The sequence below is a fragment of the Cellulomonas xylanilytica genome, assembly GCF_007989805.1.
Lineage (GTDB): Bacteria > Actinomycetota > Actinomycetes > Actinomycetales > Cellulomonadaceae > Cellulomonas > Cellulomonas xylanilytica.
In genome coordinates this window covers 40084-61123 of the sequence record NZ_BJUB01000005.1, presented here as the reverse complement: position 1 = coordinate 61123, position 21040 = coordinate 40084, and the positions used below count along the sequence as shown (strand labels likewise).

Genomic DNA, 21040 nt, shown 5'->3' with positions numbered 1-21040 from the left:
GGAGGAACGCAGCGATGCGCATCGGCATCCCCACGGAGAGCCGCCCGGGCGAACGCCTCGTCGCTGCCACGCCCAAGACGGTCGGGCAGCTGGTCGGCCTCGGCTACGAGGTGGTCGTCGAGAGCGGCGCCGGCGATGCGGCCACCTTCCGCGACGAGGACTACGCGACCGCCGGCGCGGCGGTCGGCAGCGCGGCCGACGCCTGGCTGAGCGACGTCGTCGCCAAGGTCAACCCGCCGACGGACGCCGAGCTCGCCTCGCTGCGGCCGGGCGCCACGCTCGTCGCCATGCTCGCCCCCGCGGCCAGCCCCGGCCTGGTCGAGGACCTGCACGCGCGCGGCGTGACGGCGCTGGCCCTCGACGCCGTGCCCCGCATCTCGCGGGCGCAGGCGCTCGACGTCCTGAGCACCATGTCGAACGTGGCGGGCTACCGGGCCGTCATCGAGGCGGCCGAGGTCTACGGCGGCATGTTCACCGGGCAGGTCACCGCCGCCGGCAAGACCCCGCCGGCGCGGGTGTTCGTCATCGGCGCGGGAGTGGCAGGCCTGGCGGCGATCGGGGCGGCGGGGTCGATGGGCGCCCGCGTCCGCGCGTTCGACGTCCGGCCCGAGGTCGGTGAGCAGATCGAGTCGATGGGGGCGACGTTCGTGCAGGCCGCAGCCGCCCAGCAGGCCGTCAGCTCCGACGGGTACGCCAGCGCGCTCACGCAGGAGCAGGAGCGGCTGACGCAGGAGATGTACGCCGCCGAGACGGCCGACGCGGACATCGTCATCACGACCGCGCTCGTGCGGGGCCACGCGCCGACCACGATCACCGCCGACATGGTCGCCGGCATGCGGCCCGGCAGCGTGATCGTCGACCTGGCAGCCTCCGGTGGCGGCAACTGTGAGCGCACCGTGCCGGGCAAGGCCGTCGTGACCGAGAACGGCGTCACCGTCGTCGGCTACACGGACCTCACCAGCCGGATGCCGCAGCACACGTCCCAGCTGTTCGGCACCAACATCGTGCACCTGCTCCAGCTGCTCACCCCCGGCAAGGACGGGCAGCTGGTGCTCGACCTCGACGACCCCGTGCAGCGCGGGATGGTGGTGACGCGCGACGGGGAGGTGCTGTGGCCACCGCCGCCCGTGCAGGTGTCGGCGGCACCCGCCGCACCGGCCGGGCCGTCGCCGCAGGAGCGTGCTCTCGCGGCCACCGCCTCCGCGGAGGAGAAGGCGCGCCGGCGCCAGCGACGGTCGGTCGTCCTCGCGCTCCTGGCGGTCGCCGTGCTGTTCGCGATCTCGTTCGCGCCGGCCGCCGTGCTCGGGCACGTCACGGTCTTCGTGCTCGCGGTGATCGTCGGCTACTACGTCATCTCGAACGTCAGCCACTCGCTGCACACGCCGCTGATGGCCCAGACCAACGCCATCTCGGGGATCATCCTGGTCGGCGCGCTGCTGCAGATCGGCGACGACAGCTGGCTGGTGACCGCGCTCGCGGTGATCGCCGCGTCCGTGGCCAGCATCAACGTGTTCGGCGGGTTCCTCGTCGCCAACCGCATGATCCGCATGTTCCGGAAGGACGCCTGACCCCGTGCTGACCTCCGTGGCCCAGGCTGCCTACCTCGCCGCTGCCGTCCTGTTCATCCTCAGCCTCGCCGGACTCTCGAAGCAGGAGACCGCCCGGCGCGGCAACGTCGCGGGGATGGTGGGCATGGTCATCGCGCTCGCGGCGACCATCGCGCTCGCCCTGGAGGGGTCCGAGCGGCCCGTCGAGGTCACCGCGTCGCTGATCCTCGTCGTGCTCCTGATCGGCGCCACGGTCGGCACCTGGCAGGCGCGCCGCGTCGAGATGACGCAGATGCCCGAGCTCATCGCGATCCTGCACTCGTTCGTCGGGCTCGCCGCGGTGCTCGTCGGCTACAACTCGTTCCTCACGGAACCGTCCGACCCCGCACACCTGGTCGAGGTGTTCCTCGGCGTGCTCATCGGCGCCGTGACGTTCACCGGCTCGATCGTCGCGTACCTCAAGCTGTCGACGAAGATCAGCTCCGCGCCGATGGTGCTGCCCGGCCGCAACTGGCTGAACCTGGCGATGGTCGTGGCGTCGGGCGCGCTGCTGGTCTGGTTCCTCGGCACGGGGAGCGTGTGGCCGCTGCTGCTCATGACCGTGGTGGCGCTGGCCCTCGGCTGGCACCTGGTGGCCTCCATCGGCGGCGGCGACATGCCCGTCGTCGTCTCGATGCTCAACTCCTACTCCGGCTGGGCGGCCGCGGCGGCGGGCTTCATGCTCAGCAACGACCTCCTGATCGTCACCGGCGCGCTCGTCGGCTCGTCCGGTGCGATCCTCAGCTACCTCATGTGCACGGCGATGAACCGCTCGTTCGTCAGCGTCATCCTCGGCGGCTACGGGACCGGGGGCGGGACGGTCGTCGCGTCGGACGCCGAGGTCGGCGAGTACCACGAGATCAAGCCGCCCGAGGCCGCCGAGCTGCTCGCCGACGCCCGACGGGTGGTCATCACGCCGGGGTACGGGATGGCCGTCGCCAAGGCGCAGTACCCCGTCGCGGAGCTCGTCACCAAGCTGCGCGCCCGCGGCGTCGAGGTCCGGTTCGGGGTCCACCCGGTCGCGGGCCGGCTGCCCGGGCACATGAACGTCCTGCTCGCCGAGGCCAAGGTGCCGTACGACATCGTGCTCGAGATGGACGAGATCAACGGCGACCTCGCCGAGACCGACGTCGTCCTCGTCATCGGCGCCAACGACACCGTGAACCCGGCGGCGCTCGACGACCCGTCCTCGCCGATCGCGGGCATGCCCGTGCTCGAGGTGTGGAAGGCCGCGCGCGTCATCGTCTTCAAGCGGTCGATGGCCACCGGCTACGCGGGCGTGCAGAACCCGCTGTTCTTCCGGGACAACACCTCGATGCTGTTCGGGGACGCCAAGGACCAGGTCGAGCACATCATGCTGGCGCTCTGAGGAGGTCGAGCGCGTCCACGGGTCGAAGGGCCCTCCGCAGCTCTTCGTGGACGCCACTAGGGTGAGGTCGTAAACCCACCCGCTTCCAAAGGAGCACCCATGGCCAGCATCGAGGCCGTCGGCGCCCGCGAGATCCTCGACTCGCGCGGCAACCCCACTGTCGAGGTCGAGGTCGCACTCGACGACGGCACCATCGCCCGTGCTGCAGTTCCCTCCGGTGCCTCGACCGGCGCCTTCGAGGCCGTCGAGCGCCGTGACGGTGACTCCGCCCGCTACCTGGGCAAGGGCGTCGAGGAGGCCGTCAGCGCCGTCATCGACGAGATCGCCCCCGAGCTGATCGGCTTCGAGGCCACCGAGCAGCGCCTGATCGACGGTGCGCTCATCGACCTCGACGGCACCGCCAACAAGGGCAAGCTCGGCGCCAACGCGATCCTCGGCGTCTCGCTCGCCGTCGCCAAGGCCGCTGCCGACTCGGCCGACCTGCCGCTCTTCCGCTACCTCGGCGGCCCCAACGCGCACGTGCTCCCGGTCCCGATGATGAACATCCTCAACGGTGGGTCGCACGCCGACTCCAACGTCGACATCCAGGAGTTCATGGTCGCCCCCATCGGCGCGGCCACGTACCGCGAGGCGCTGCGCACCGGTGTCGAGGTCTACCACTCGCTCAAGTCCGTGCTGAAGAGCAAGGGCCTGTCGACCGGTCTCGGCGACGAGGGCGGCTTCGCCCCGAACCTGGGCAGCAACCGCGAGGCGCTCGACCTGATCCTGGTCGCCATCGAGAAGGCCGGCTTCACGCCCGGCGTCGACCTGGGCCTCGCGCTCGACGTCGCCGCCACCGAGTTCTTCAAGGACGGCGCCTACCAGTTCGAGGGTCGCGCGCACACCCCGCAGGAGATGATCACGTACTACGAGCAGCTGGTGCGCGACTACCCGCTGGTCTCCGTCGAGGACCCGCTGTCCGAGGACGAGTGGGAGTCCTGGTCGCAGCTGGTCTCCGAGGTCGGCGACCGCGTGCAGATCGTCGGCGACGACCTGTTCGTCACCAACCCCGAGCGCCTGCGCAAGGGCATCGAGCTCAAGTCGGCCAACTCGCTGCTGGTCAAGCTCAACCAGATCGGCACGCTGACGGAGACGTTCGACGCCGTCGAGCTGGCCCAGCGCAGCGGCTTCACGACGATGACCTCGCACCGCTCCGGCGAGACCGAGGACACCACGATCGCCGACCTGTCGGTGGCCACCAACGCCGGCCAGATCAAGACGGGTGCCCCCGCCCGTGGCGAGCGCATCAACAAGTACAACCAGCTGCTCCGCATCGAGGAGGAGCTGGACGACGCCGCGCGCTACGCCGGCCGCTCCGCCTTCCCTCGGTTCCAGGCCTGACACACCTCGAAGGCCGGTCGCCCGCTCGGGTGGCCGGCCTTCGGCGTGCGCGGGTCGGGCCGCGGCGGACGCTGCTGCTCGCCGTTCTCGACGCCGAACCTGTGAATGTCGGCCCCGGCGCGCCACGGCACCCGACATCCGGGCAGGTCGGGGCGGTCCGGGGCAGAATCGACGCCATGTCTGCCCCCCGACGCCCGGCGTCCCCGAGCGCCCCCGGCAGGCGCCCGGGGGCAGCGCGGACCGGGGCACCCACCCCCGCGGGCGGTGTCCCGCGCGGGAGCGCGAGCAGCCGTCCGTCGGCACCCCGCTCGGGGGCGACCCCTCGCGTCGGCCCCACCCCCTCGTCCTCACCCAAGCCGTCCTCGTCGCGGCCCGCCGCGACCCGGCCCGCCACCCGCGGGACGCCGACCCCGCCACGGGGCACCCCGCGCGCCGAGCGCGTGCAGGTCCGCGTGCCGCGGCTGTTCACCGTCCGCGCGATGGTGTTCTCCTGCGTGCTGCTGCTCGCCTTCGTGCTCGTCTACCCGACCCTGCACTCGTACCTGCAGCAGCGCGTCGAGGTCGACCAGCTGCGGGCCGAGGTCGAGGCGGCGCGCGAGCGCAACGACGACCTCGAGGCCGACCTCCTGCGGTGGGACGACGAGGCCTACGTCCGGGCCCAGGCGCGCGAGCGGCTCTCGTTCGTGATGCCGGGGGAGAAGGCGTTCCGCGTCATCGACCCGGAGACCGTCCCCGACACCCCGCCGGCCGCCGAGGGGCCCGCGTCCGTGCTGGACTCGGGGTCGACGCTGCCCTGGTACGCGACCGTGTGGGAGTCCGTCGCGGTCGCCGGCGTCACGCCCGTGCAGGAGGATGCCGCGACGCCGGGCGACAATGGGACGCCCGCACCGCCCGCCGGCGGCTGACCGGACCTCCCCGCACGAACGGATCCACCTGTGGCCCCCTCCTTCGACGCCGTGACCGACCAGGACCTCGAGGTGCTCGCCGAGCAGCTCGGCCGCCCGCCCCGCGGCGTCGTCGGCATCGCCGCCCGGTGCGTCTGCGGTCGCCCGCTCGTGGTCCGGACCGCCCCGCGTCTCGACGACGGGACGCCGTTCCCGACCACGTACTACCTCACCTGCCCGCCCGCGGTCGCCGCGGTGAGCACCCTCGAGGCCGGCGGGCTCATGAAGGAGCTCACGGCACGGCTCGCCGACGACGAGGAGCTGGCCGCCGCCTACCGCCGCGCCCACGACGCCTACCTCGCGGACCGCGAGGCGCTCGGGCACGTGGAGGAGATCGCGGGCATCTCGGCCGGGGGCATGCCCACCCGCGTGAAGTGCCTGCACGTGCTGGTCGGCCACGCCCTGGCGTCCGGCCCCGGCGTGAACCCGATCGGCGACGAGGCCCTGACCCTCCTCCGTGACGACTGGCGTCCGGACCGCTGCACCTGCTGACCCGCGCGCGGGGCCGTCACGCGCTCGGACGCCGCAGGTGACGGACGAGGAGCGGTGCGAGGATGGTGGCGTGACTCGTGTGGCTGCCATCGACTGCGGGACCAACTCCATCCGGCTGCTCGTCGCCGACGTCGATCCCGACGCCGGGACGCTCGTGGACCTCGACCGGCGGATGGAGGTCGTGCGCCTGGGCCAGGGGGTGGACCAGACCGGGCGGATCGCGCCCGAGGCCCTCGCACGGACCCTGGACGCCGCCCGCCGGTACAACGACATCTGCACCGAACTCGGCGTGGAGGCGATCCGGTTCGTCGCCACGTCGGCGTCCCGCGACGCGGAGAACCGGGCGGACTTCGTCGACGGCGTGCACGCCGCGCTGGGCGTCGAGCCGGAGGTCGTCGCCGGGCAGGAGGAGGCCGAGCTGTCGTTCCGCGGCGCCACCGGCGTGCTCGGCGCACAGCACCCCGGACCGTTCCTCGTGGTCGACCTCGGCGGTGGGTCGACGGAGCTGGTCCTCGGCACGACGACCCCCGAGGCGGCGTTCTCGATGGACGTCGGCTGCGTCCGGATGACCGAGCGGCACCTGCGCAGCGACCCGCCGACCGCCGCGGAGGTCGCCGCTGCGCACGCCGACGTCTCCGCCGCCCTGGACACCGCGTCGGCGGTCGTCCCGCTCGGCAAGACCGTGACGCTCGTCGGGCTCGCCGGCAGCGTCACCACCGTGACCGCCCACGCCCTCGGGCTGCCCGCGTACGACCCCGCGGTCATCGACGGGTCCGTCCTGCCGGTCGACGTCGTCCTCGCCGCGTGCGACGACCTCCTGGCACGCTCCCGCGAGGACCGCGCTGCCCTGGGGTTCATGCATCCCGGCCGCGTCGACGTCATCGGCGCCGGCGCGCTGGTCTGGGCGGACGTCATCCGCCGGGTGCGCGACGACGTCGCCGCCGCCGGAGGACAGCTGACCGAGGTAGTCACCTCGGAGCACGACATCCTCGACGGCATCGCCTGGAGCATCGCCACCCGCTGAACCGTCCCGGCCGCCTCGCGACGTCCGCACGTTCGAGCGTCCCGACGACCGGATCTGCGGACGTCCGGCGGGGGAGACCGGGACGTCCGCACGTTCGAGCGTCCTGACGACCGTTTCTGCGGACGTCCGGCGGGGGGACCGGGACGTCCGCAGGTTCGAGCGTCCTGACGACCGTTTCTGCGGACGTCCGGCGGGGTAGACCGGGACGTCCGCACGTCCGAGCGTCCTGGCGACTGCATGTGCGGACGTCGTGCCGGGCAGCCGGGAGTGCTCCTGCGGTCCGACACGCCTTGTGCGTTCTGGACGGTAGTGCGCAGTGTGTAATAGCGTCACGCCTGCGGGAACCGGAGGGGGTTCCCGCACCAGCGCGCCGGTCCCCGTGCCGTCGGTCGCCCGCGGGCAGCCGCCGGCCGGGGACGCGGGTGCGCACCCCGACCCGGAGGACCGATGGACACCACACAGCTGCTCAAGGGCGTGCTCGACCTGGCGGTGCTCGCCGTCGTCTCCGACGAGGACGGGTACGGGTACGACGTCGTGCGCCGGCTGCGCGCCGCGGGGATCGAGGAGGTCGGGGACGCGTCGGTCTACGGGACGCTGCGGCGCCTGTACTCGTCGGGAGCCCTGACGTCGTACGTGGTGCCCAGCGACGAGGGACCGCACCGCAAGTACTACGGGATCAACGCGCAGGGGCGGGCGATGCTCGAGGCGCAGCGCAAGGACTGGCAGGAGTTCGCAGGCACGATGGGCCGCCTGCTCAAGACGGAGGTCGTGCGATGAGCGTGCTGGACACCACGGACGTCCTGGACGTCGCGGGCTATGCGGCGGCCGTCCGGCGCAGCCTCGCCGACCTGGGGCCGGAGCAGGTCGACGACCTGACCGACGACCTCGAGGCGGACCTCGCGGAGGCGCTGGACGACGAGCGGCACGTCGCGCACGGCCGCGGGGTCCTGGAGCAGTTCGGACCGCCCGTGGAGTACGCAGCGGAGCTCCGCGCGGCTGCCGGGCTGGCGCCGGCGGCGGCACCGACGGGTCGGGTGCGGCTGTTCGGCGACCCGGTGGAGGACACCCGCCGGCTGGGTCGCTGGGCGCTGGGACGCCTGCGCGCGCAGGCGTGGTGGGCACCGGTCGAGGCGTTCCTCATCGCCCTCCGGCCCGCGTGGTGGCTGCTGCGCGGGTGGGTCGTCTACCAGCTGGTCGCGCTGGTGCTGGGCGTGTCGGGGTGGCTCCCGCGCAACCTCGCCGCGTTCCTGGTGCTCGTCGGCGCCGTGGTGCTCAGCGTGCAGTACGGGCGGGGCGAGTGGTTCCGGTCGCGACGGGTGACGTGGCTGGCCGTGACGGCGAACGTGGTCGCGGTCCTCGCCGTGCTGCCCCTGCTGGCCGGGGCGCACGACCGGGTGGCCGCGAGCGAGTCGGTCTACGCGGACTACACGGCGGGCCGGCTCAGCGGCGGCGGGGGTACCCAGACGATCATCCAGGACAAGGCGGTCGACGGGGTCGTCGTCGACGGCATGCAGGTGAGCAACCTGTTCGTGTACGACGCGGAGGGCAACCCGTTGTCGGACGTCCAGGTCTACGACGACCGCGGCCGCCCGGTGCGCACGACGTTCGACAACGGTTTCGACCAGTACTGGTTCCCCGAGGCCACGGAGCCGTGGTCGTTCGTGAGCCGGGTCGACTCGGACGGCCGCGCGCGCTGGAACGTCTACCCGCTGCAGGGCGCGCCGACGTCGGAGTTCACCTACGACGACGACGGCCTGCAGGTGCTCCCCGCGGGCTCCAGCGCGACGACACCCCCGTGGCCGTTCGCCAAGGCGCCCGCGCTCGACGCCGCTCCCGAGGCGACGATCGGCGCGGAGGGTCCTGCGCCCACGCCGACCAGCACGCCCTGACGCCCGTCGGCGGCACCCGCCCGGAAACGGGTGCCGCCGACGCCTGTGGGCTGGGACCATGGCGAATGGGAACGCTCCCAACGCGCTCGACGAGGAGAGTCATGACCGTCCCTGACCCGATGCTGCACCGGCGCACCGTCCTGCAGCTCGGCGGCGGGGTGGCGGCAGCCGGGGTGCTCGCCGCCTGCACGCCCGGCGGACCGGCCTCCTCGTCGCCGACCGCGACGGTCCCGGCCGGCTGGCAGCCGCCCGCCGCGCCCATGGCGTTCCCCGCGGGCTTCGTGTGGGGCGCCGCGACGTCGGCGTTCCAGGTCGAGGGCTCCACCACCGCGGACGGCCGGGGGCCGTCGATCTGGGACACCTTCGCGGCCACCCCCGGCCGCATCCACGACGGGTCGACGGGTGACCCGGCCGCCGACCACTACCGGCTGTGGGAGTCGGACCTCGACCTGATCGCGGACCTCGGCCTGGCGGCCTACCGGTTCTCGGTGGCGTGGTCCCGGATCCAGCCCACGGGCTCCGGCGACGTCAACCAGGCGGGGGTCGACTTCTACCGGCGCCTGGTGGACGGCCTGCTGGCCCGGGGCATCCACCCCGCGATCACGCTGTACCACTGGGACCTCCCGCAGGCCCTGCAGGACGCCGGCGGCTGGGCGGTGCGCGAGACGGCGGACCGGTTCGGCGAGTACGCGGCGGTGATGTTCGACGCGCTGCGGGACGTCGACGCCACGTGGCTGACCATCAACGAGCCCAAGACGACCGCGTACGTCGGCCACCGGTGGGGCGGGCACGCACCGGGGATCGCCGACGAGGACCAGGCCGCGGCCGCGGTCCACCACCAGCTGCTGGCGCACGGTCGTGCGGTCGAGGCGTTCCGGGCGAGCGGCGCCGCGGGCGGCATCGGCATCGCGCTGAACCTGCTGCCCGTCTACCCGACCAGCCCCGACGCGGCCGCGGCGACCGTCCGCACCGACGCCGTCGAGAACCGGATGTTCCTGGACCCCGTCCTGCTCGGGCGGTACCCGTCGGACGCGCTGGGCAGGGAGCCGGGGCAGCTGCCGGCGGACACCGGCGCCTTCCAGGACCTCGTCCTGGACGGGGACCTCGACGTCATCAGCGCGCCCCTCGACGTCCTGGCCGTGCAGTACTACGGGGTCGCGGGGGTCGACGACGCGGGGAACCAGGTCGGTCTCTACCCGACGTCGGCGGCGACGTGGCAGCAGGTGCACCCGGAGGGTCTGTTCGACCTGCTGATCGACCTGCTCATCGACTACCCGGACGCACCCCCGCTCGTCATCACGGAGAACGGCATCCCGGACCGGACGCCCGAGGGCACGACGGACGACCAGGAGCGGCTGGAGTTCCTGCGCGCGCACCTGCAGCAGGCCGCCCGCGCGATCGAGGACGGGGTCGACCTGGTCAGCTACTACGCGTGGTCGCTGCTGGACAACTTCGAGTGGGCCGAGGGGATGAGCCAGCGCTGGGGCCTCGTCCACGTGGACTACGAGACCCAGGAACGGACCCCCAAGGCGAGCATGGAGTGGTACTCGACGGTGGTCCGCGCGAACGCGGTGCCGCCCTCCTGAGTTCCCGGTGTGCGCATTATCACCGCCTTCCGGCCGCCTCCCGGAGCGCGGCGGTATGCCCACGCCGCTACCGTTGAGGTATGCCTACCCCCGTCTCCGATGTCGCCACCACGTCGACCAGCACAGCTGCGGCGGCCCGTCCGGGCAAGCCGCGCAAGGTGCCCCGTGTCGTGATCCTCGGCGGCGGCACCGTCGGTCTGTACACGGCGCGTCGGCTGCGCAAGCGGCTGGGCAAGCGGGAGGCGGCCATCGTCGTCGTCGACCCCCGCCCGTACATGACGTACGCGCCCTTCCTCCCCGAGGCCGCGGCCGGGTCGATCGACCCGCGCAACGTCGTCGCCCCCCACCGCCGCGCGCTCAAGGGCATCGACGTGCTGCAGGGCAAGGTCAGCGAGATCAACCACGCGGGCCGCACGGTGCAGATCACCCCGGAGGAGGGTGACCCGTACTGGATCACCTACGACCACCTGGTGGTCGGCCTGGGCTCGGTCGCCCGCACGCTGCCCATCCCGGGTCTGGCGGAGCAGGGCATCGGCTTCAAGAACGTCGAAGAGGCCATCGCGGTCCGTAACCACGTCCTCAACCGGATCGACGTCGCGGCCAGCACGTGGGACCCGGACCTGCGCAAGCGCATGCTCACGTTCGTCTTCGTCGGTGGTGGGTTCGCCGGGATCGAGGCCCTCGCCGAGGTCGAGGACATGGCGCGCGCCGCGGTGAAGTACTACAAGGCGATCGAGCAGGAGGAGCTGCGCTTCGTCCTGGTCGAGGGGTCGCCCCGCATCCTGCCCGAGGTCAGCGAGGAGCTCGGCGGGTACACGCTCGAGCAGCTGCGCAAGCGGCAGATCGAGATCCACCTCTCGACGTTCCTGAACAGCTGTGTCGACGGGCACGTCGTGCTGTCCAACAAGATGGAGTTCGACGCCGAGACGCTCATCTGGACCGCGGGCGTGAAGGCGAACCCCGTCCTGCAGAACTCGGACCTGCCGCTGGACAAGATGGGCCGGGTCACGTGCAACGCGGCCCTGCAGGTGGTCGACGCGGACGGCGCGGTCGTGGCCGACGCCTACGCCGCCGGCGACTGCGCGGCCGTCCCGGACCTGTACAACCCCGGCCAGTTCTGCCCCCCGAACGCCCAGCACGCGCTGCGCGAGGGCAACCACCTGGGCGACAACCTGTCGCGGGTCCTGCGCTCGGCCGAGGTGACCGACTACAAGCACAAGAACATCGGCGCCGTCGCGTCTCTCGGCATGTACAAGGGCGTCGCCCAGATGTTCGGCAAGGTCAAGGTCCGCGGCTTCCTGGCGTGGGTCCTGCACCGCTCGTACCACGTGGCCGCCATGCCCACCTGGAACCGCAAGATCCGCATCGCCGCAGGCTGGACCGGTGCGCTGCTGCTGCGCCGCGAGGTCGTCGCGCTCGGCACCCTGCACGACCCCCGCGCCGAGTTCCGGGCCGCGTCCGTGCCCGCCAAGCCGCGCGCCGTCGAGCCCGGTGAGGGTGACAAGGCGCTGCCGCCCCAGAAGGCCGAGCCCGGGTCGCCGGCGGCGAAGTCCTCAGCCAAGACCGCCTGACCAGCCTCGACGCGAGCCCTCGACCCCGTGCGGGTCGGGGGCTCGCGTGCTGTGGCTGGCAGGATGGCGGGCAGCCCCCGTAGCCCAACTGGCAGAGGCAGCCGGCTTAAACCCGGCACAGTCCGGGTTCGAACCCCGGCGGGGGCACGTCCGTCCGCCGGTGGCGTCAGACGACGCAGAACTCGTTGCCCTCGGGGTCGGCCATCACCAGGTGGTCGAGGCCGTCAGGCCCACCGTGCTCGGCCAGCACGGTCGCGCCCGCCGCCGTCAGCCGCTCGACCGCGGCGCCGATCAGCGCCTCCCGCTCCGGCTGCGGCACGGACCGACCGCCCGACACGCGCAGGTCGAGGTGCACGCGGTTCTTGGCCACCTTGCCCTCGGGCACCCGGAGGAACGACAGGGTCGGCAGCACGCCGTCGGGGTCTGCGAGGTAGGCGCCGGAGTCGAGCTCGTCGTCAGGGACCTCGTGGTGGCGCGCCCACGCCTCCCAGGTCGGGAACCCGTCGGGCGGGGGCGGCTCGACGTAGCCCAGGGCCGGACCCCAGAACCGGGCCATGACCGCCGGGCTGGCGCAGTCGAACGTCACGCTCCACATGGGTCAGTCCAGTCCTTCCGCCGCCTCGGACTCCTCGATGGTGGCGAGCCAGTCGCGCTTGGTGGCCCGCCAGCCCTCGTCGTCCGCGCCGAGCCGCCAGTAGCCGGAGACCGAGAGCTGCTCGCGGGTGATGCCGCGGTCGACGCGGACGTGCCGACGCAGCTCGCGCACCACCCCGGCCTCGCCGTGCACGAACACACTAACGGGCGCGGGCAGGTCGGGGAGGGCCGTGACGGTGTCGACGAGCGCGAGGCCGGCGACCGAGAAGCCCTGGTGCACCCAGACGACGTGCATGCCGGCGGGGGAGGCCAGCGGGATCTCGTCCTCGGGGCCGTGCACCTCGACGACGGCGTGCCCGACCGCGTCGGCGGGGAGCCGCTCGAGAGCGACCGCGATGGCGGGCAGCGCGCTGGCGTCCCCGGCGAACAGGTACGACGCCGCGCCGGGGTCCGGCGACCACGCCCCACCCGGGCCGACGAGGAGGACCTCGTCCCCGGGCTGCGCGGACGCCGACCAGGGCCCCGCGATGCCCTCGTCGCCGTGCACGACGAAGTCGAGCGTGAGCTCGTGCGCGGCCGGGTCCCAGGCGCGGACCGTGTACGAGCGCTGCCGGGGCTGCTGCTCGGGCGGGAGTGCCGCGCGCACCGCGTCCAGGTCGAGCCGGCCGTCCTCGCGCAGGGGCCGGGCGGTGCCCGGCGGGAGGAAGACGACCTTGACGTAGGAGTCGGCGTGGGGCGACGGCTGGAAGGCGGCCAGGCCCGCTCCGCCGACGACGACGCGGACCATGGTCGCGGCGATGCGTTCGGTCCGGACGACCTCCCCGACGAGCGGTGCGGGGCGGGGGCGGGCCGGTGCGTCGGTCATCGAGGTCCTTCGTCGGGGTGAACGTCTCCTGCGGCGGCCCACGCTAGCCGCTGTCCGTGTGCCGCGGGCGTCGAGGGTGTGCCGGGGGAGGTGCTCGGCCAGGCCGTCCGACCTGTGACGCACGACGCGCTCCGGACCGGGAACGACCTCGCCCCGGAGCACGTTCTCGCACCTGGACGCGGTTCCGCGTCACCTGTTGCACAAGTACGCGGACCCCGCCGGAGGATCCATGTCCCGCCTTGCCCGCCTCTCGCTGGCCAACCGCTCGGTCGTCGCGCTGCTGACGATCGCCATCGCCGTCTTCGGCTGGATCAGCCTCGGGTCGCTCAAGCAGGAGCTCATCCCTTCGCTGCAGATCCCGACCGCGGTCGTCGTCGCGGTGGACCCGGGCTCGTCGCCGCAGCTGGTCGAGCAGCAGGTCACCGTGCCCGTCGAGCAGGCCGTTCGCGCCGTCGACGGGGTGGAGAAGGTCACGTCGACGTCCTCGACCGGCCTGTCGACGACGACCGTCGAGCTGACCTACGGCGGCGACCTCGACGCCTCCGCCCAGTCGCTGCAGCAGGCCGTCGACCGGGTGCGCACGGCGCTGCCCGACGGCGTGGAGCCCACCGTGTTCACGGGCTCGCTCGACGACTTCCCCGTGGTGCAGCTGGCGATCTCAGGCGGGACCGGCACCGACGACGCCGAGCTGGCCGCCCTCGTGCAGGACACGGTCGTGCCGCGCTTCGAGCAGATCGACGGGGTGCGCGACGTGACGGTGACCGGCGTCGCCGACGACGCGGTGACCGTGACGCTCGACCTGCCCGCGCTCGCCGGCGTCGGCCTGACGCCCGCCGGCGTCGCGACGATCCTGCAGGACAACGGCGTCGTGCTGCCCACGGGGACGGTCGACGATGGCGACACCACGCTGTCCGTGCAGGTGGGCAGCGAGCTGGCCTCCGTCGAGGACCTCGAGTCGCTGCCGCTGGTCGGCGCCGACCCGGCCGTGACGCTCGGCGACGTCGCGGAGGTCGCCGTCGCGCCTGTCCCCGCGACGTCCTACTCGCGCCTCGACGGCGAGCCGGCGCTCGCCGTGGCGCTGACCAAGACCCCGGACGGCAACACCGTCGAGGTCTCGCACGGCGCGCAGGACGCCGTCGACGAGCTCGAGGCCCAGCTGGGCGACGACGTGCAGGTGGCGGTCGTGTTCGACCAGGCGCCGTTCATCGAGGAGTCCATCCATGGCCTGGCCACCGAGGGTGCGCTCGGCCTGGTCTTCGCGGTGCTCGTGATCCTGCTGTTCCTGGGCTCGGTCCGCTCGACGCTGGTCTCCGCCATCTCGATCCCGCTGTCGCTGCTGGTCACGTTCGTCGGGCTCAACGTCGGCGGCTACTCCCTCAACATCCTCACGCTCGGTGCGCTGACCATCGCGATCGGGCGGGTGGTCGACGACTCCATCGTGGTCATCGAGAACATCAAGCGGCACCTGTCGTACGGCGAGGCCAAGAGCACCGCCATCCTCACGGCGGTGCGCGAGGTCGCCGGGGCGATCACCGCGTCGACCGTCACCACGGTCGCGGTGTTCCTGCCGATCGCGCTGGTCGGCGGCATGGTCGGCGAGCTGTTCCGCCCGTTCGCCGTCACCGTCGCCATCGCGATGACCGCGTCGCTGTTCGTCGCGCTGACGATCGTGCCGGTCCTCGCGTACTGGTTCATCAAGGTGACGCCGGGTGCCGACGAGGCCGACGACGCCGCCCCTGCGCGCGACGCGGCCGAGGAGCGCGAGCGCAACGGGTTCCTGCAGCGCGGCTACCTGGCCACCCTGCGCCCGGCGCTGCGCCACCCCGTGATCACCCTGGGCGCCGCCTTCCTCATCTTCGCGGGCACGCTCGCGCTGGTCCCGCGCCTGGAGACGAACTTCCTCGGCGACTCCGGCCAGGACACCCTGACGGTCACGCAGACGTTCGCGCCGGGGACGTCGCTGCAGGCGCAGGACGCGTCCGCCCAGGTGGTCGAGCAGGCTCTCGGTGGCGTCGACGGCGTGACCACCGTGCAGACCACGGTCGGCTCGTCCGGCGGGGCCGAGGCCGCGTTCACCGGGGGCTCCGGCACCCCGCGGGCCACGTTCGCGCTCACGCTCGACGGTGACGCGGACGCCGAGCGGGTCCAGGAGGACGTGCGGGACGCGACGGCCGACCTGGGGACCGACGGCGACGTGACCGTCGCCGGTGGCGGTGCGGCGTTCGGCAGCTCGACGGTCGACGTGGTCGTCCGGTCGGACGACCCCGTGCAGCTGGAGGAGCTCGCCGGGGAGGTGCAGACGGTGGTCGAGGGTGTCGACGGCACCTCCGACGTCACCAACAACCTCGCCGCCGCCCAACCCACCGTGCAGGTCGTGGTGGACCGTGCGGCCGCCGCGGAGGTGGGGCTCACCGAGACGCAGGTGGCCGGCACGGTCGCCGCGGTGATGAGCCCGCGCCCGATCGGGACGGTCGACCTGGGCGAGGGGCCGCTGGACGTGACGGTCGTGGCGACCGCGGGCCCGTCGACGCTCGACGAGCTGCGTGCGGTCGTGCTGCCCACGGCCACGGGCCTCGTGCCGCTGACGCAGGTGGCCAGCATCGACGAGGTCGACGTGCCCACCTCGGTGACGCGCGTCGACGGCGAGCGGTCGGCGACGATCTCCGCGACGCCGACGGGCCAGGACCTGGGCGCGCTCACCACCGCGCTCCAGGCGGAGCTGGACGACCTCGACGTCCCGGCCGGTGCCGGCGTCGCGATCGGCGGTGTGGCCACCGACCAGCAGGACGCGTTCGCGGACCTCGGCCTCGCGCTGCTCGTCGCCGTCGCGATCGTCTACCTGGTGATGGTGGCGACGTTCCGGTCGCTGCTCCAGCCGGTGATCCTGCTGGTCTCGGTGCCGTTCGCCGCGACGGGCGCGCTCTTGGCGCTGCTGCTCACCGGCACCCCGCTGGGCGTCCCGGCGCTGATCGGCGTGCTCATGCTCGTCGGCATCGTGGTCACCAACGCCATCGTGCTCATCGACCTGGTCAACCAGTACCGCCGGGCGGGCAGGCCGCTGGCCGAGGCCGTGACCGAGGGTGCTCGCAAGCGCCTGCGGCCGATCCTGATGACTGCTCTCGCGACGATCTTCGCGCTCCTGCCGATGGCGTTCGGGCTCACCGGCGGGGGCGTCTTCATCTCCAAGCCGCTCGCCATCGTCGTCATCGGCGGGCTGGTCAGCTCGACGCTGCTCACCCTGGTGCTGGTGCCCGTGCTCTACACGCTGGCCGAGAAGGCCAAGGCTCGCGGCCGGACGGTCTGAGCGCGACGAAGGGGGCGGTCCGGATCCGGACCGCCCCCTTCGCTGTGTCTCAGGTCAGGCGTCGCGCTTCTTCAGGAGCACGGCCGCCACACCCAGGACCACGACGATCCACAGGACCAGCACCCCGTAGCCCTGCCAGGCGGTCAGGTCCACGCCGACGTCGCTGAACGAGGCGGACGCCTCGAGCTGCTCGGTCGTCTGGGTGAACTGCTGGCCCGCCACGCCCGGGAGGAACGGGTTGGCCAGCTGTAGCGGCTTCCACGGGATGGAACCGAACAGGATCGGTGCCACGAGCAGGAGCCCGAGGACCGTGGCCAGCGCCGCCGCCGAGTGCCGCAGGAGCGCACCCAGCGCGAACGAGAACAGCGCGATGGTCGCAAGGTACACCGCGGTGCCGACGAGCGGGCGGATCATCTCCGGGTCCGTCACGTCGATCGAGAAGTCCTTGCTGTCGAAGAACAGCCACTGCAGCGCCACGGCGAGCGCCACCGCGACCAGCGAGACGGCGAAGACCGAGACGACGAGCACGATCGCCTTGGACCAGAGCATCGGCAGACGCTTGGGCACGGCGGTCAGGCTGGACCGGATCATGCCGGTGCTGTACTCGCTGGTGATCGTCAGCGCACCCAGCACCGCGAGGGCCAGCTGGGCCAGCGTGACGGCGATGCTCAACGGGTCCAGCGGGTTGCCGGCGGTGCCCGCGGGCGGTCCACCGTCCTCCGGGCTGGGCACGTTGACGAAGGCCAGGCTGATCAGGACGACCAGGCCGACGGTCGCGATCAGGAAGATCGACAGGGTCCACGTCGTGGACCGGACCGACCAGAACTTGATCCACTCACCGCGCAGCAGGTGGCCGAAGCCCAGCTTGTAGTCCGTCGACGGGGTGGCGTGGCGGTGCGTCTCGGTGGCGACGGCGGCGCTCATCGGGCGTCCTCTCCGGTGGTCACGGCGGGTGCTGCGACGTGGCTGCCCGCGTGGGGCTGGCCGGGGATCTCCGCCGAGTGGTACTCGACGGCCTCGGACGTCAGCGACATGTAGGCGTCCTCGAGGGAACCCTGCAGCGGGGTGAGCTCGTGCAGGACGATGCTGGACCGCGCGGCGATCTCGCCGATCTCGACCGCGGTGGCGCCGTGCACCTCGAGCAGCCCGTCCTGGGCCGGCGTCACCGTCACGGCGGGGCCCGCCAGGCGCGCCGCCAGGTCGGACGCCTGCGGCGACCGCACGCGCACGGTGGCGCGCGTGGCGTCCGAGATCACGGAGTCGACAGGGCCGTCGGCGATGATCTTGCCGCGGCCGATGACGATGAGGTGGTCCGCAGTCACGGCCATCTCGCTCATGAGGTGCGAGGACAGGAAGACCGTGCGGCCCTCGGACGCGGCCAGGTACTTGACCAGGTTGCGCACCCAGAGGACGCCCTCGGGGTCCAGGCCGTTGACGGGCTCGTCGAGGATCAGGGTCTGCGGGTCGCCGACGAGGGCGGCCGCGATGCCGAGGCGCTGCCCCATGCCGAGCGAGAAGCCCCCGACCCGCCGCTTGGCGACGGTGTCCAGGCCGGTCATCGAGATGACCTCGTTGACCCGCTTGTCCCCGATGCCGTGCGTCGCGGCGATGGCGCGCAGGTGGTTGCGGGCGGTGCGGCCCGTGTGGACCGCCTTGGCCTCGAGCAGCGCGCCGACCTGCGTGAGCGGCGAGCGGTGCTCGGCGTAGGGACGGCCGTTGACGGTGACGGTGCCGTGCGTGGGCCGGTCGAGGCCCATGATCATCCGCATCGTGGTGGACTTGCCGGCACCGTTGGGGCCCAGGAAGCCGGTGACCCGGCCGGGCTGCACCGTGAACGAGATGCCGTCCACCGCGGTCTTGGTGCCGTATCTCTTCGTGAGGTCGTGGGCCTCGATCATCACTTGTCCTCGTCAGTCGGGAACGGATGGTGAATGGAACTGCGTCGACCCTAGGGGTGCCCGGCAAGCCCATACATCGGACCAAGGGGGGATCCGCCCCCACCGAATGGCCGAGGCACACAAGACCTGGGAACGAACACGCCCCCGTCGACGTTCGTTACGCTGACAGCCTTGTCTGACAGCGCCCGATCCGTCCAGGAGGACGCCATGGCCAATCCGATCTTCAACAACAGTCCGGTCTTCCAGGACCCCGTCCAGCGCAAGGGCCAGAAGTCGCCCGCGTCGACGGTCTCCTACGGCACCGCCGGCGCCCAGGTGGCCGACGCCGCCACGCTCGACCAGATGTACGCCGCCCCCGCCGCGACCACGCGCGAGACGGGTCGGCTGACGTACGACGACGTCATCATGAAGACCGCCGGCCTGCTGGCCGTGCTGGTCGTCACCGGTGCAGCCACCTGGGTGCTCGCGCCCGGCCTGTGGATCTTCGGCGCGATCGTCGGCCTCGTCCTCGGCCTGGTCAACGCGTTCAAGAAGGAGCCCAGCCCGCCGCTGATCCTGCTCTACGCCGCGGCGCAGGGTGTCTTCCTCGGTGGCATCAGCCAGTTCTACGAGTCGTTCTACAACGGCATCGTCGGTCAGGCCGTGCTCGCCACGCTCTCGGTGTTCGCCGTCTCGCTGTTCCTCTTCAAGTCCGGCAAGGTCCGCGTCACGCCGAAGTTCCAGCGGACGCTGCTGATCGCGATGGTCGGCTACCTGGTCTTCTCGCTCATCAACCTCGGTCTCATGCTGTTCGGGGTCGGCGGCGGCGAGTACGGCCCGCTGCGCTCCGGGTGGATCGGTGTCGCCGTCGGCCTGATCGCGGTCGTGCTCGCAGCAGCGATGCTCATCGTCGACTTCGACTCCATCAAGCGCGGTGTCGAGGCCGGTGTCCCGGCCAAGCTGGCGTGGACGGCCGCCTTCGGCCTCGTCGTGACGCTGGTCTGGCTCTACCTGGAGCTGCTGCGGATCTTCGCGATCCTGCGTGGCGACTGACCCAGCCTGACTGCCTGACGTCGGCCCGGGTGCGATGATCGATCGCACCCGGGCCGACGTGCGTCCGGCCGCACCGAACGTGACCCACCACCCCTGGGAGCAGCTGCAGTGAAGTACGCGAAGCACATCTCTGAGCTCGTCGGCGGCACCCCGCTCGTCCAGCTCACGTCCGTGACGGCCGGCCTGACGGCGACGATCCTCGCCAAGGTCGAGTACATGAACCCCGGCGGCTCCGTGAAGGACCGCATCGCGCTGAAGATGATCGAGGCGGCCGAGGCGAGCGGCGAGCTCCTGCCCGGCGGCACGATCGTCGAGCCGACCAGCGGGAACACCGGCGTGGGGCTGGCGCTCGTGGCCCAGCGCAAGGGCTACCGCTGCGTGTTCGTCTGCCCCGACAAGGTCAGCCAGGACAAGCGCGACGTGCTGCGGGCGTACGGAGCGGAGGTCGTCGTGACCCCCACCGCGGTCGCCCCGGACCACCCGAACTCGTACTACTCGGTCTCCGACCGCCTCGCGAAGGAGATCCCCGGCGGCTGGAAGCCGAACCAGTACGCCAACGTCAACGGCCCGGCCAGCCACTACGAGACGACAGGTCCGGAGATCTGGGCGGACACCGAGGGCCGCGTGACGCACCTGGTCACGGGCGTCGGCACGGGCGGCACGATCACCGGCACCGGGCGCTACCTGCACGACGTCTCCGACGGGCGGGTGGTCGTCATCGGCGCCGACCCCGCCGGCTCGGTGTACTCCGGCGGCGACGGGCGGCCGTACCTGGTCGAGGGCGTCGGCGAGGACTTCTGGCCCACCGCCTACGACCCCACGGTGCCCGACGAGATCATCGCGGTCTCCGACGCCGACTCGTTCGCGATGACGCGACGGCTCGCGCGCGAGGAGGGCCTGCTGGTCGGCGGCTCGTGCGGCATGGCCGTCGAGGCGACGCTGCGGTACGCGCGCCGGCTGCAGGACGAGGACCCGGCGGCTGCCGAGGCGGCCGTGATCGTGGTGATCCTGCCCGACAGCGGGCGCGGGTACCTTTCCAAGATCTTCAACGACAAGTGGATGCGGTCGTACGGGTTCCTGGCGGCCGACGAGGGCGCGACGGTCGCCGACGTGCTGCGCACCAAGACCGGCACGCTGCCCGACCTGGTGCACACGCACCCGAACGAGACCGTCCGTGACGCCATCGAGATCCTGCACGAGTACGGCGTCTCGCAGATGCCCGTCGTCGGTGCGGAGCCGCCGGTGAAGATCGGCGAGGTGGCCGGTGCGGTGAGCGAGCGCGAGCTGCTCGACGCGGTGTTCTCGGGCGAGGCAGAGCTGTCCGACCGGGTGGACCGGCACATGGCCGCGGCGCTGCCGCTGATCGGCTCGGGGGAGAGCGTGGAGTCGGCACGGTCGGCGCTGCAGAAGGCGGACGCGCTCATGGTGGTCGACGACGGGTCGCCCGTCGGCGTGCTCACCCGGCATGATCTGCTGGGATTCCTCGCCCGCTGATTCGGCTGCCAA

17 protein-coding genes and 1 tRNA gene are annotated in these 21040 nt (G+C 72.4%); 14 read left to right on the top strand and 4 right to left on the bottom strand.

Annotation, left to right across the window (positions count from 1 at the left end; genetic code table 11):
• The first annotated feature begins 14 nt into the window (after nt 1-14).
• The 11 genes from CXY01_RS09125 (at nt 15) to CXY01_RS09075 (ending at nt 11988) form a co-directional block, all read left to right on the top strand.
• Entirely contained in the window at nt 15-1568 is a 1554-nt protein-coding gene (locus CXY01_RS09125) for a Re/Si-specific NAD(P)(+) transhydrogenase subunit alpha (RefSeq protein ID WP_146927123.1), read from the top strand.
• A 4-nt stretch (nt 1569-1572) separates the two neighbouring features.
• Complete coding sequence (gene pntB, locus CXY01_RS09120; RefSeq protein WP_146927122.1) at nt 1573-2955, top strand: Re/Si-specific NAD(P)(+) transhydrogenase subunit beta; 1383 nt, start codon at nt 1573-1575, stop codon at nt 2953-2955.
• Nucleotides 2956-3054: 99 nt separating this feature from the next.
• Nucleotides 3055-4335 (top strand): phosphopyruvate hydratase, encoded by a 1281-nt coding sequence (eno, locus tag CXY01_RS09115; protein ID WP_146927121.1) that lies wholly within the window; start codon nt 3055-3057, stop codon nt 4333-4335.
• A 176-nt stretch (nt 4336-4511) separates the two neighbouring features.
• Entirely contained in the window at nt 4512-5240 is a 729-nt protein-coding gene (locus CXY01_RS21170) for an FtsB family cell division protein (RefSeq protein WP_246125192.1), read from the top strand.
• A 30-nt stretch (nt 5241-5270) separates the two neighbouring features.
• Complete coding sequence (locus CXY01_RS09105; protein ID WP_146927120.1) at nt 5271-5771, top strand: DUF501 domain-containing protein; 501 nt, start codon at nt 5271-5273, stop codon at nt 5769-5771.
• Between the two features lie 70 nt (nt 5772-5841).
• Entirely contained in the window at nt 5842-6795 is a 954-nt protein-coding gene (locus tag CXY01_RS09100; RefSeq protein WP_146927119.1) for a Ppx/GppA phosphatase family protein, read from the top strand.
• 447 nt (nt 6796-7242) lie between these two features.
• Nucleotides 7243-7572: a PadR family transcriptional regulator gene (locus CXY01_RS09095; protein ID WP_055917522.1), complete on the top strand. Its 330-nt coding sequence runs from the start codon at nt 7243-7245 to the stop codon at nt 7570-7572.
• A complete protein-coding gene (locus CXY01_RS09090) occupies nt 7569-8684 on the top strand; it encodes an HAAS signaling domain-containing protein (protein WP_146927118.1) in 1116 nt (371 codons plus the stop codon). Before CXY01_RS09095 ends, CXY01_RS09090 begins: the two co-directional genes overlap by 4 nt.
• 101 nt (nt 8685-8785) lie before the next feature.
• The gene (locus tag CXY01_RS09085; protein WP_146927117.1) at nt 8786-10270 is read left to right on the top strand and encodes a GH1 family beta-glucosidase; all 1485 of its coding nucleotides are present in this window, start codon (nt 8786-8788) and stop codon (nt 10268-10270) included.
• Between the two features lie 80 nt (nt 10271-10350).
• Nucleotides 10351-11841: an NAD(P)/FAD-dependent oxidoreductase gene (locus CXY01_RS09080; protein WP_146927116.1), complete on the top strand. Its 1491-nt coding sequence runs from the start codon at nt 10351-10353 to the stop codon at nt 11839-11841.
• 73 nt (nt 11842-11914) lie between these two features.
• Nucleotides 11915-11988 (top strand) — tRNA-Leu (locus CXY01_RS09075).
• A gap of 19 nt (nt 11989-12007) precedes the next feature.
• Here the strand turns inward: CXY01_RS09075 and CXY01_RS09070 are convergent.
• Nucleotides 12008-12436, bottom strand: a complete 429-nt coding sequence (locus CXY01_RS09070; protein WP_146927115.1) for a VOC family protein — start codon at nt 12434-12436, stop codon at nt 12008-12010.
• A gap of 3 nt (nt 12437-12439) precedes the next feature.
• Nucleotides 12440-13300 (bottom strand): siderophore-interacting protein, encoded by an 861-nt coding sequence (locus CXY01_RS09065; protein ID WP_146927114.1) that lies wholly within the window; start codon nt 13298-13300, stop codon nt 12440-12442.
• Between the two features lie 229 nt (nt 13301-13529).
• On the opposite strand from CXY01_RS09065, the gene CXY01_RS09060 reads away from it, so the two are divergent.
• The gene (locus CXY01_RS09060; protein WP_146927113.1) at nt 13530-16604 is read left to right on the top strand and encodes an efflux RND transporter permease subunit; all 3075 of its coding nucleotides are present in this window, start codon (nt 13530-13532) and stop codon (nt 16602-16604) included.
• A gap of 54 nt (nt 16605-16658) precedes the next feature.
• Here CXY01_RS09060 and CXY01_RS09055 read toward each other — a convergent pair whose 3' ends face one another.
• Nucleotides 16659-17528 carry a DUF2705 family protein gene (locus CXY01_RS09055; protein WP_146927112.1) on the bottom strand — a complete coding sequence of 290 codons (870 nt, stop codon included), beginning with the start codon at nt 17526-17528 and terminating at the stop codon, nt 16659-16661.
• Nucleotides 17525-18502, bottom strand: coding sequence for an ABC transporter ATP-binding protein (locus CXY01_RS09050; protein ID WP_146927111.1), 978 nt, complete (start codon nt 18500-18502; stop codon nt 17525-17527). Before CXY01_RS09050 ends, CXY01_RS09055 begins: the two co-directional genes overlap by 4 nt.
• Before the next feature lie 207 nt (nt 18503-18709).
• Here CXY01_RS09050 and CXY01_RS09045 point away from each other — a divergent pair, with 207 nt between their 5' ends.
• Both CXY01_RS09045 and CXY01_RS09040 read left to right on the top strand, forming a co-directional pair.
• Entirely contained in the window at nt 18710-19534 is an 825-nt protein-coding gene (locus tag CXY01_RS09045; RefSeq protein WP_146927110.1) for a Bax inhibitor-1/YccA family protein, read from the top strand.
• A gap of 108 nt (nt 19535-19642) precedes the next feature.
• Nucleotides 19643-21028, top strand: coding sequence for a cystathionine beta-synthase (locus CXY01_RS09040; protein WP_146927109.1), 1386 nt, complete (start codon nt 19643-19645; stop codon nt 21026-21028).
• Nucleotides 21029-21040 lie beyond the last annotated feature (12 nt).

Coding starts and splice junctions, on each gene's coding strand:
- CXY01_RS09125 (WP_146927123.1), top strand. CDS start 15: ATGCGCATCGGCATCCCCACGGAGAGCCGCCCGGGCGAACGCCTCGTC.
- eno (WP_146927121.1), top strand. CDS start 3,055: ATGGCCAGCATCGAGGCCGTCGGCGCCCGCGAGATCCTCGACTCGCGC.
- CXY01_RS21170 (WP_246125192.1), top strand. CDS start 4,512: ATGTCTGCCCCCCGACGCCCGGCGTCCCCGAGCGCCCCCGGCAGGCGC.
- CXY01_RS09095 (WP_055917522.1), top strand. CDS start 7,243: ATGGACACCACACAGCTGCTCAAGGGCGTGCTCGACCTGGCGGTGCTC.
- CXY01_RS09090 (WP_146927118.1), top strand. CDS start 7,569: ATGAGCGTGCTGGACACCACGGACGTCCTGGACGTCGCGGGCTATGCG.
- CXY01_RS09085 (WP_146927117.1), top strand. CDS start 8,786: ATGACCGTCCCTGACCCGATGCTGCACCGGCGCACCGTCCTGCAGCTC.
- CXY01_RS09080 (WP_146927116.1), top strand. CDS start 10,351: ATGCCTACCCCCGTCTCCGATGTCGCCACCACGTCGACCAGCACAGCT.
- CXY01_RS09070 (WP_146927115.1), bottom strand. CDS start 12,436: ATGTGGAGCGTGACGTTCGACTGCGCCAGCCCGGCGGTCATGGCCCGG.
- CXY01_RS09065 (WP_146927114.1), bottom strand. CDS start 13,300: ATGACCGACGCACCGGCCCGCCCCCGCCCCGCACCGCTCGTCGGGGAG.
- CXY01_RS09060 (WP_146927113.1), top strand. CDS start 13,530: ATGTCCCGCCTTGCCCGCCTCTCGCTGGCCAACCGCTCGGTCGTCGCG.
- CXY01_RS09055 (WP_146927112.1), bottom strand. CDS start 17,528: ATGAGCGCCGCCGTCGCCACCGAGACGCACCGCCACGCCACCCCGTCG.
- CXY01_RS09050 (WP_146927111.1), bottom strand. CDS start 18,502: ATGATCGAGGCCCACGACCTCACGAAGAGATACGGCACCAAGACCGCG.
- CXY01_RS09045 (WP_146927110.1), top strand. CDS start 18,710: ATGGCCAATCCGATCTTCAACAACAGTCCGGTCTTCCAGGACCCCGTC.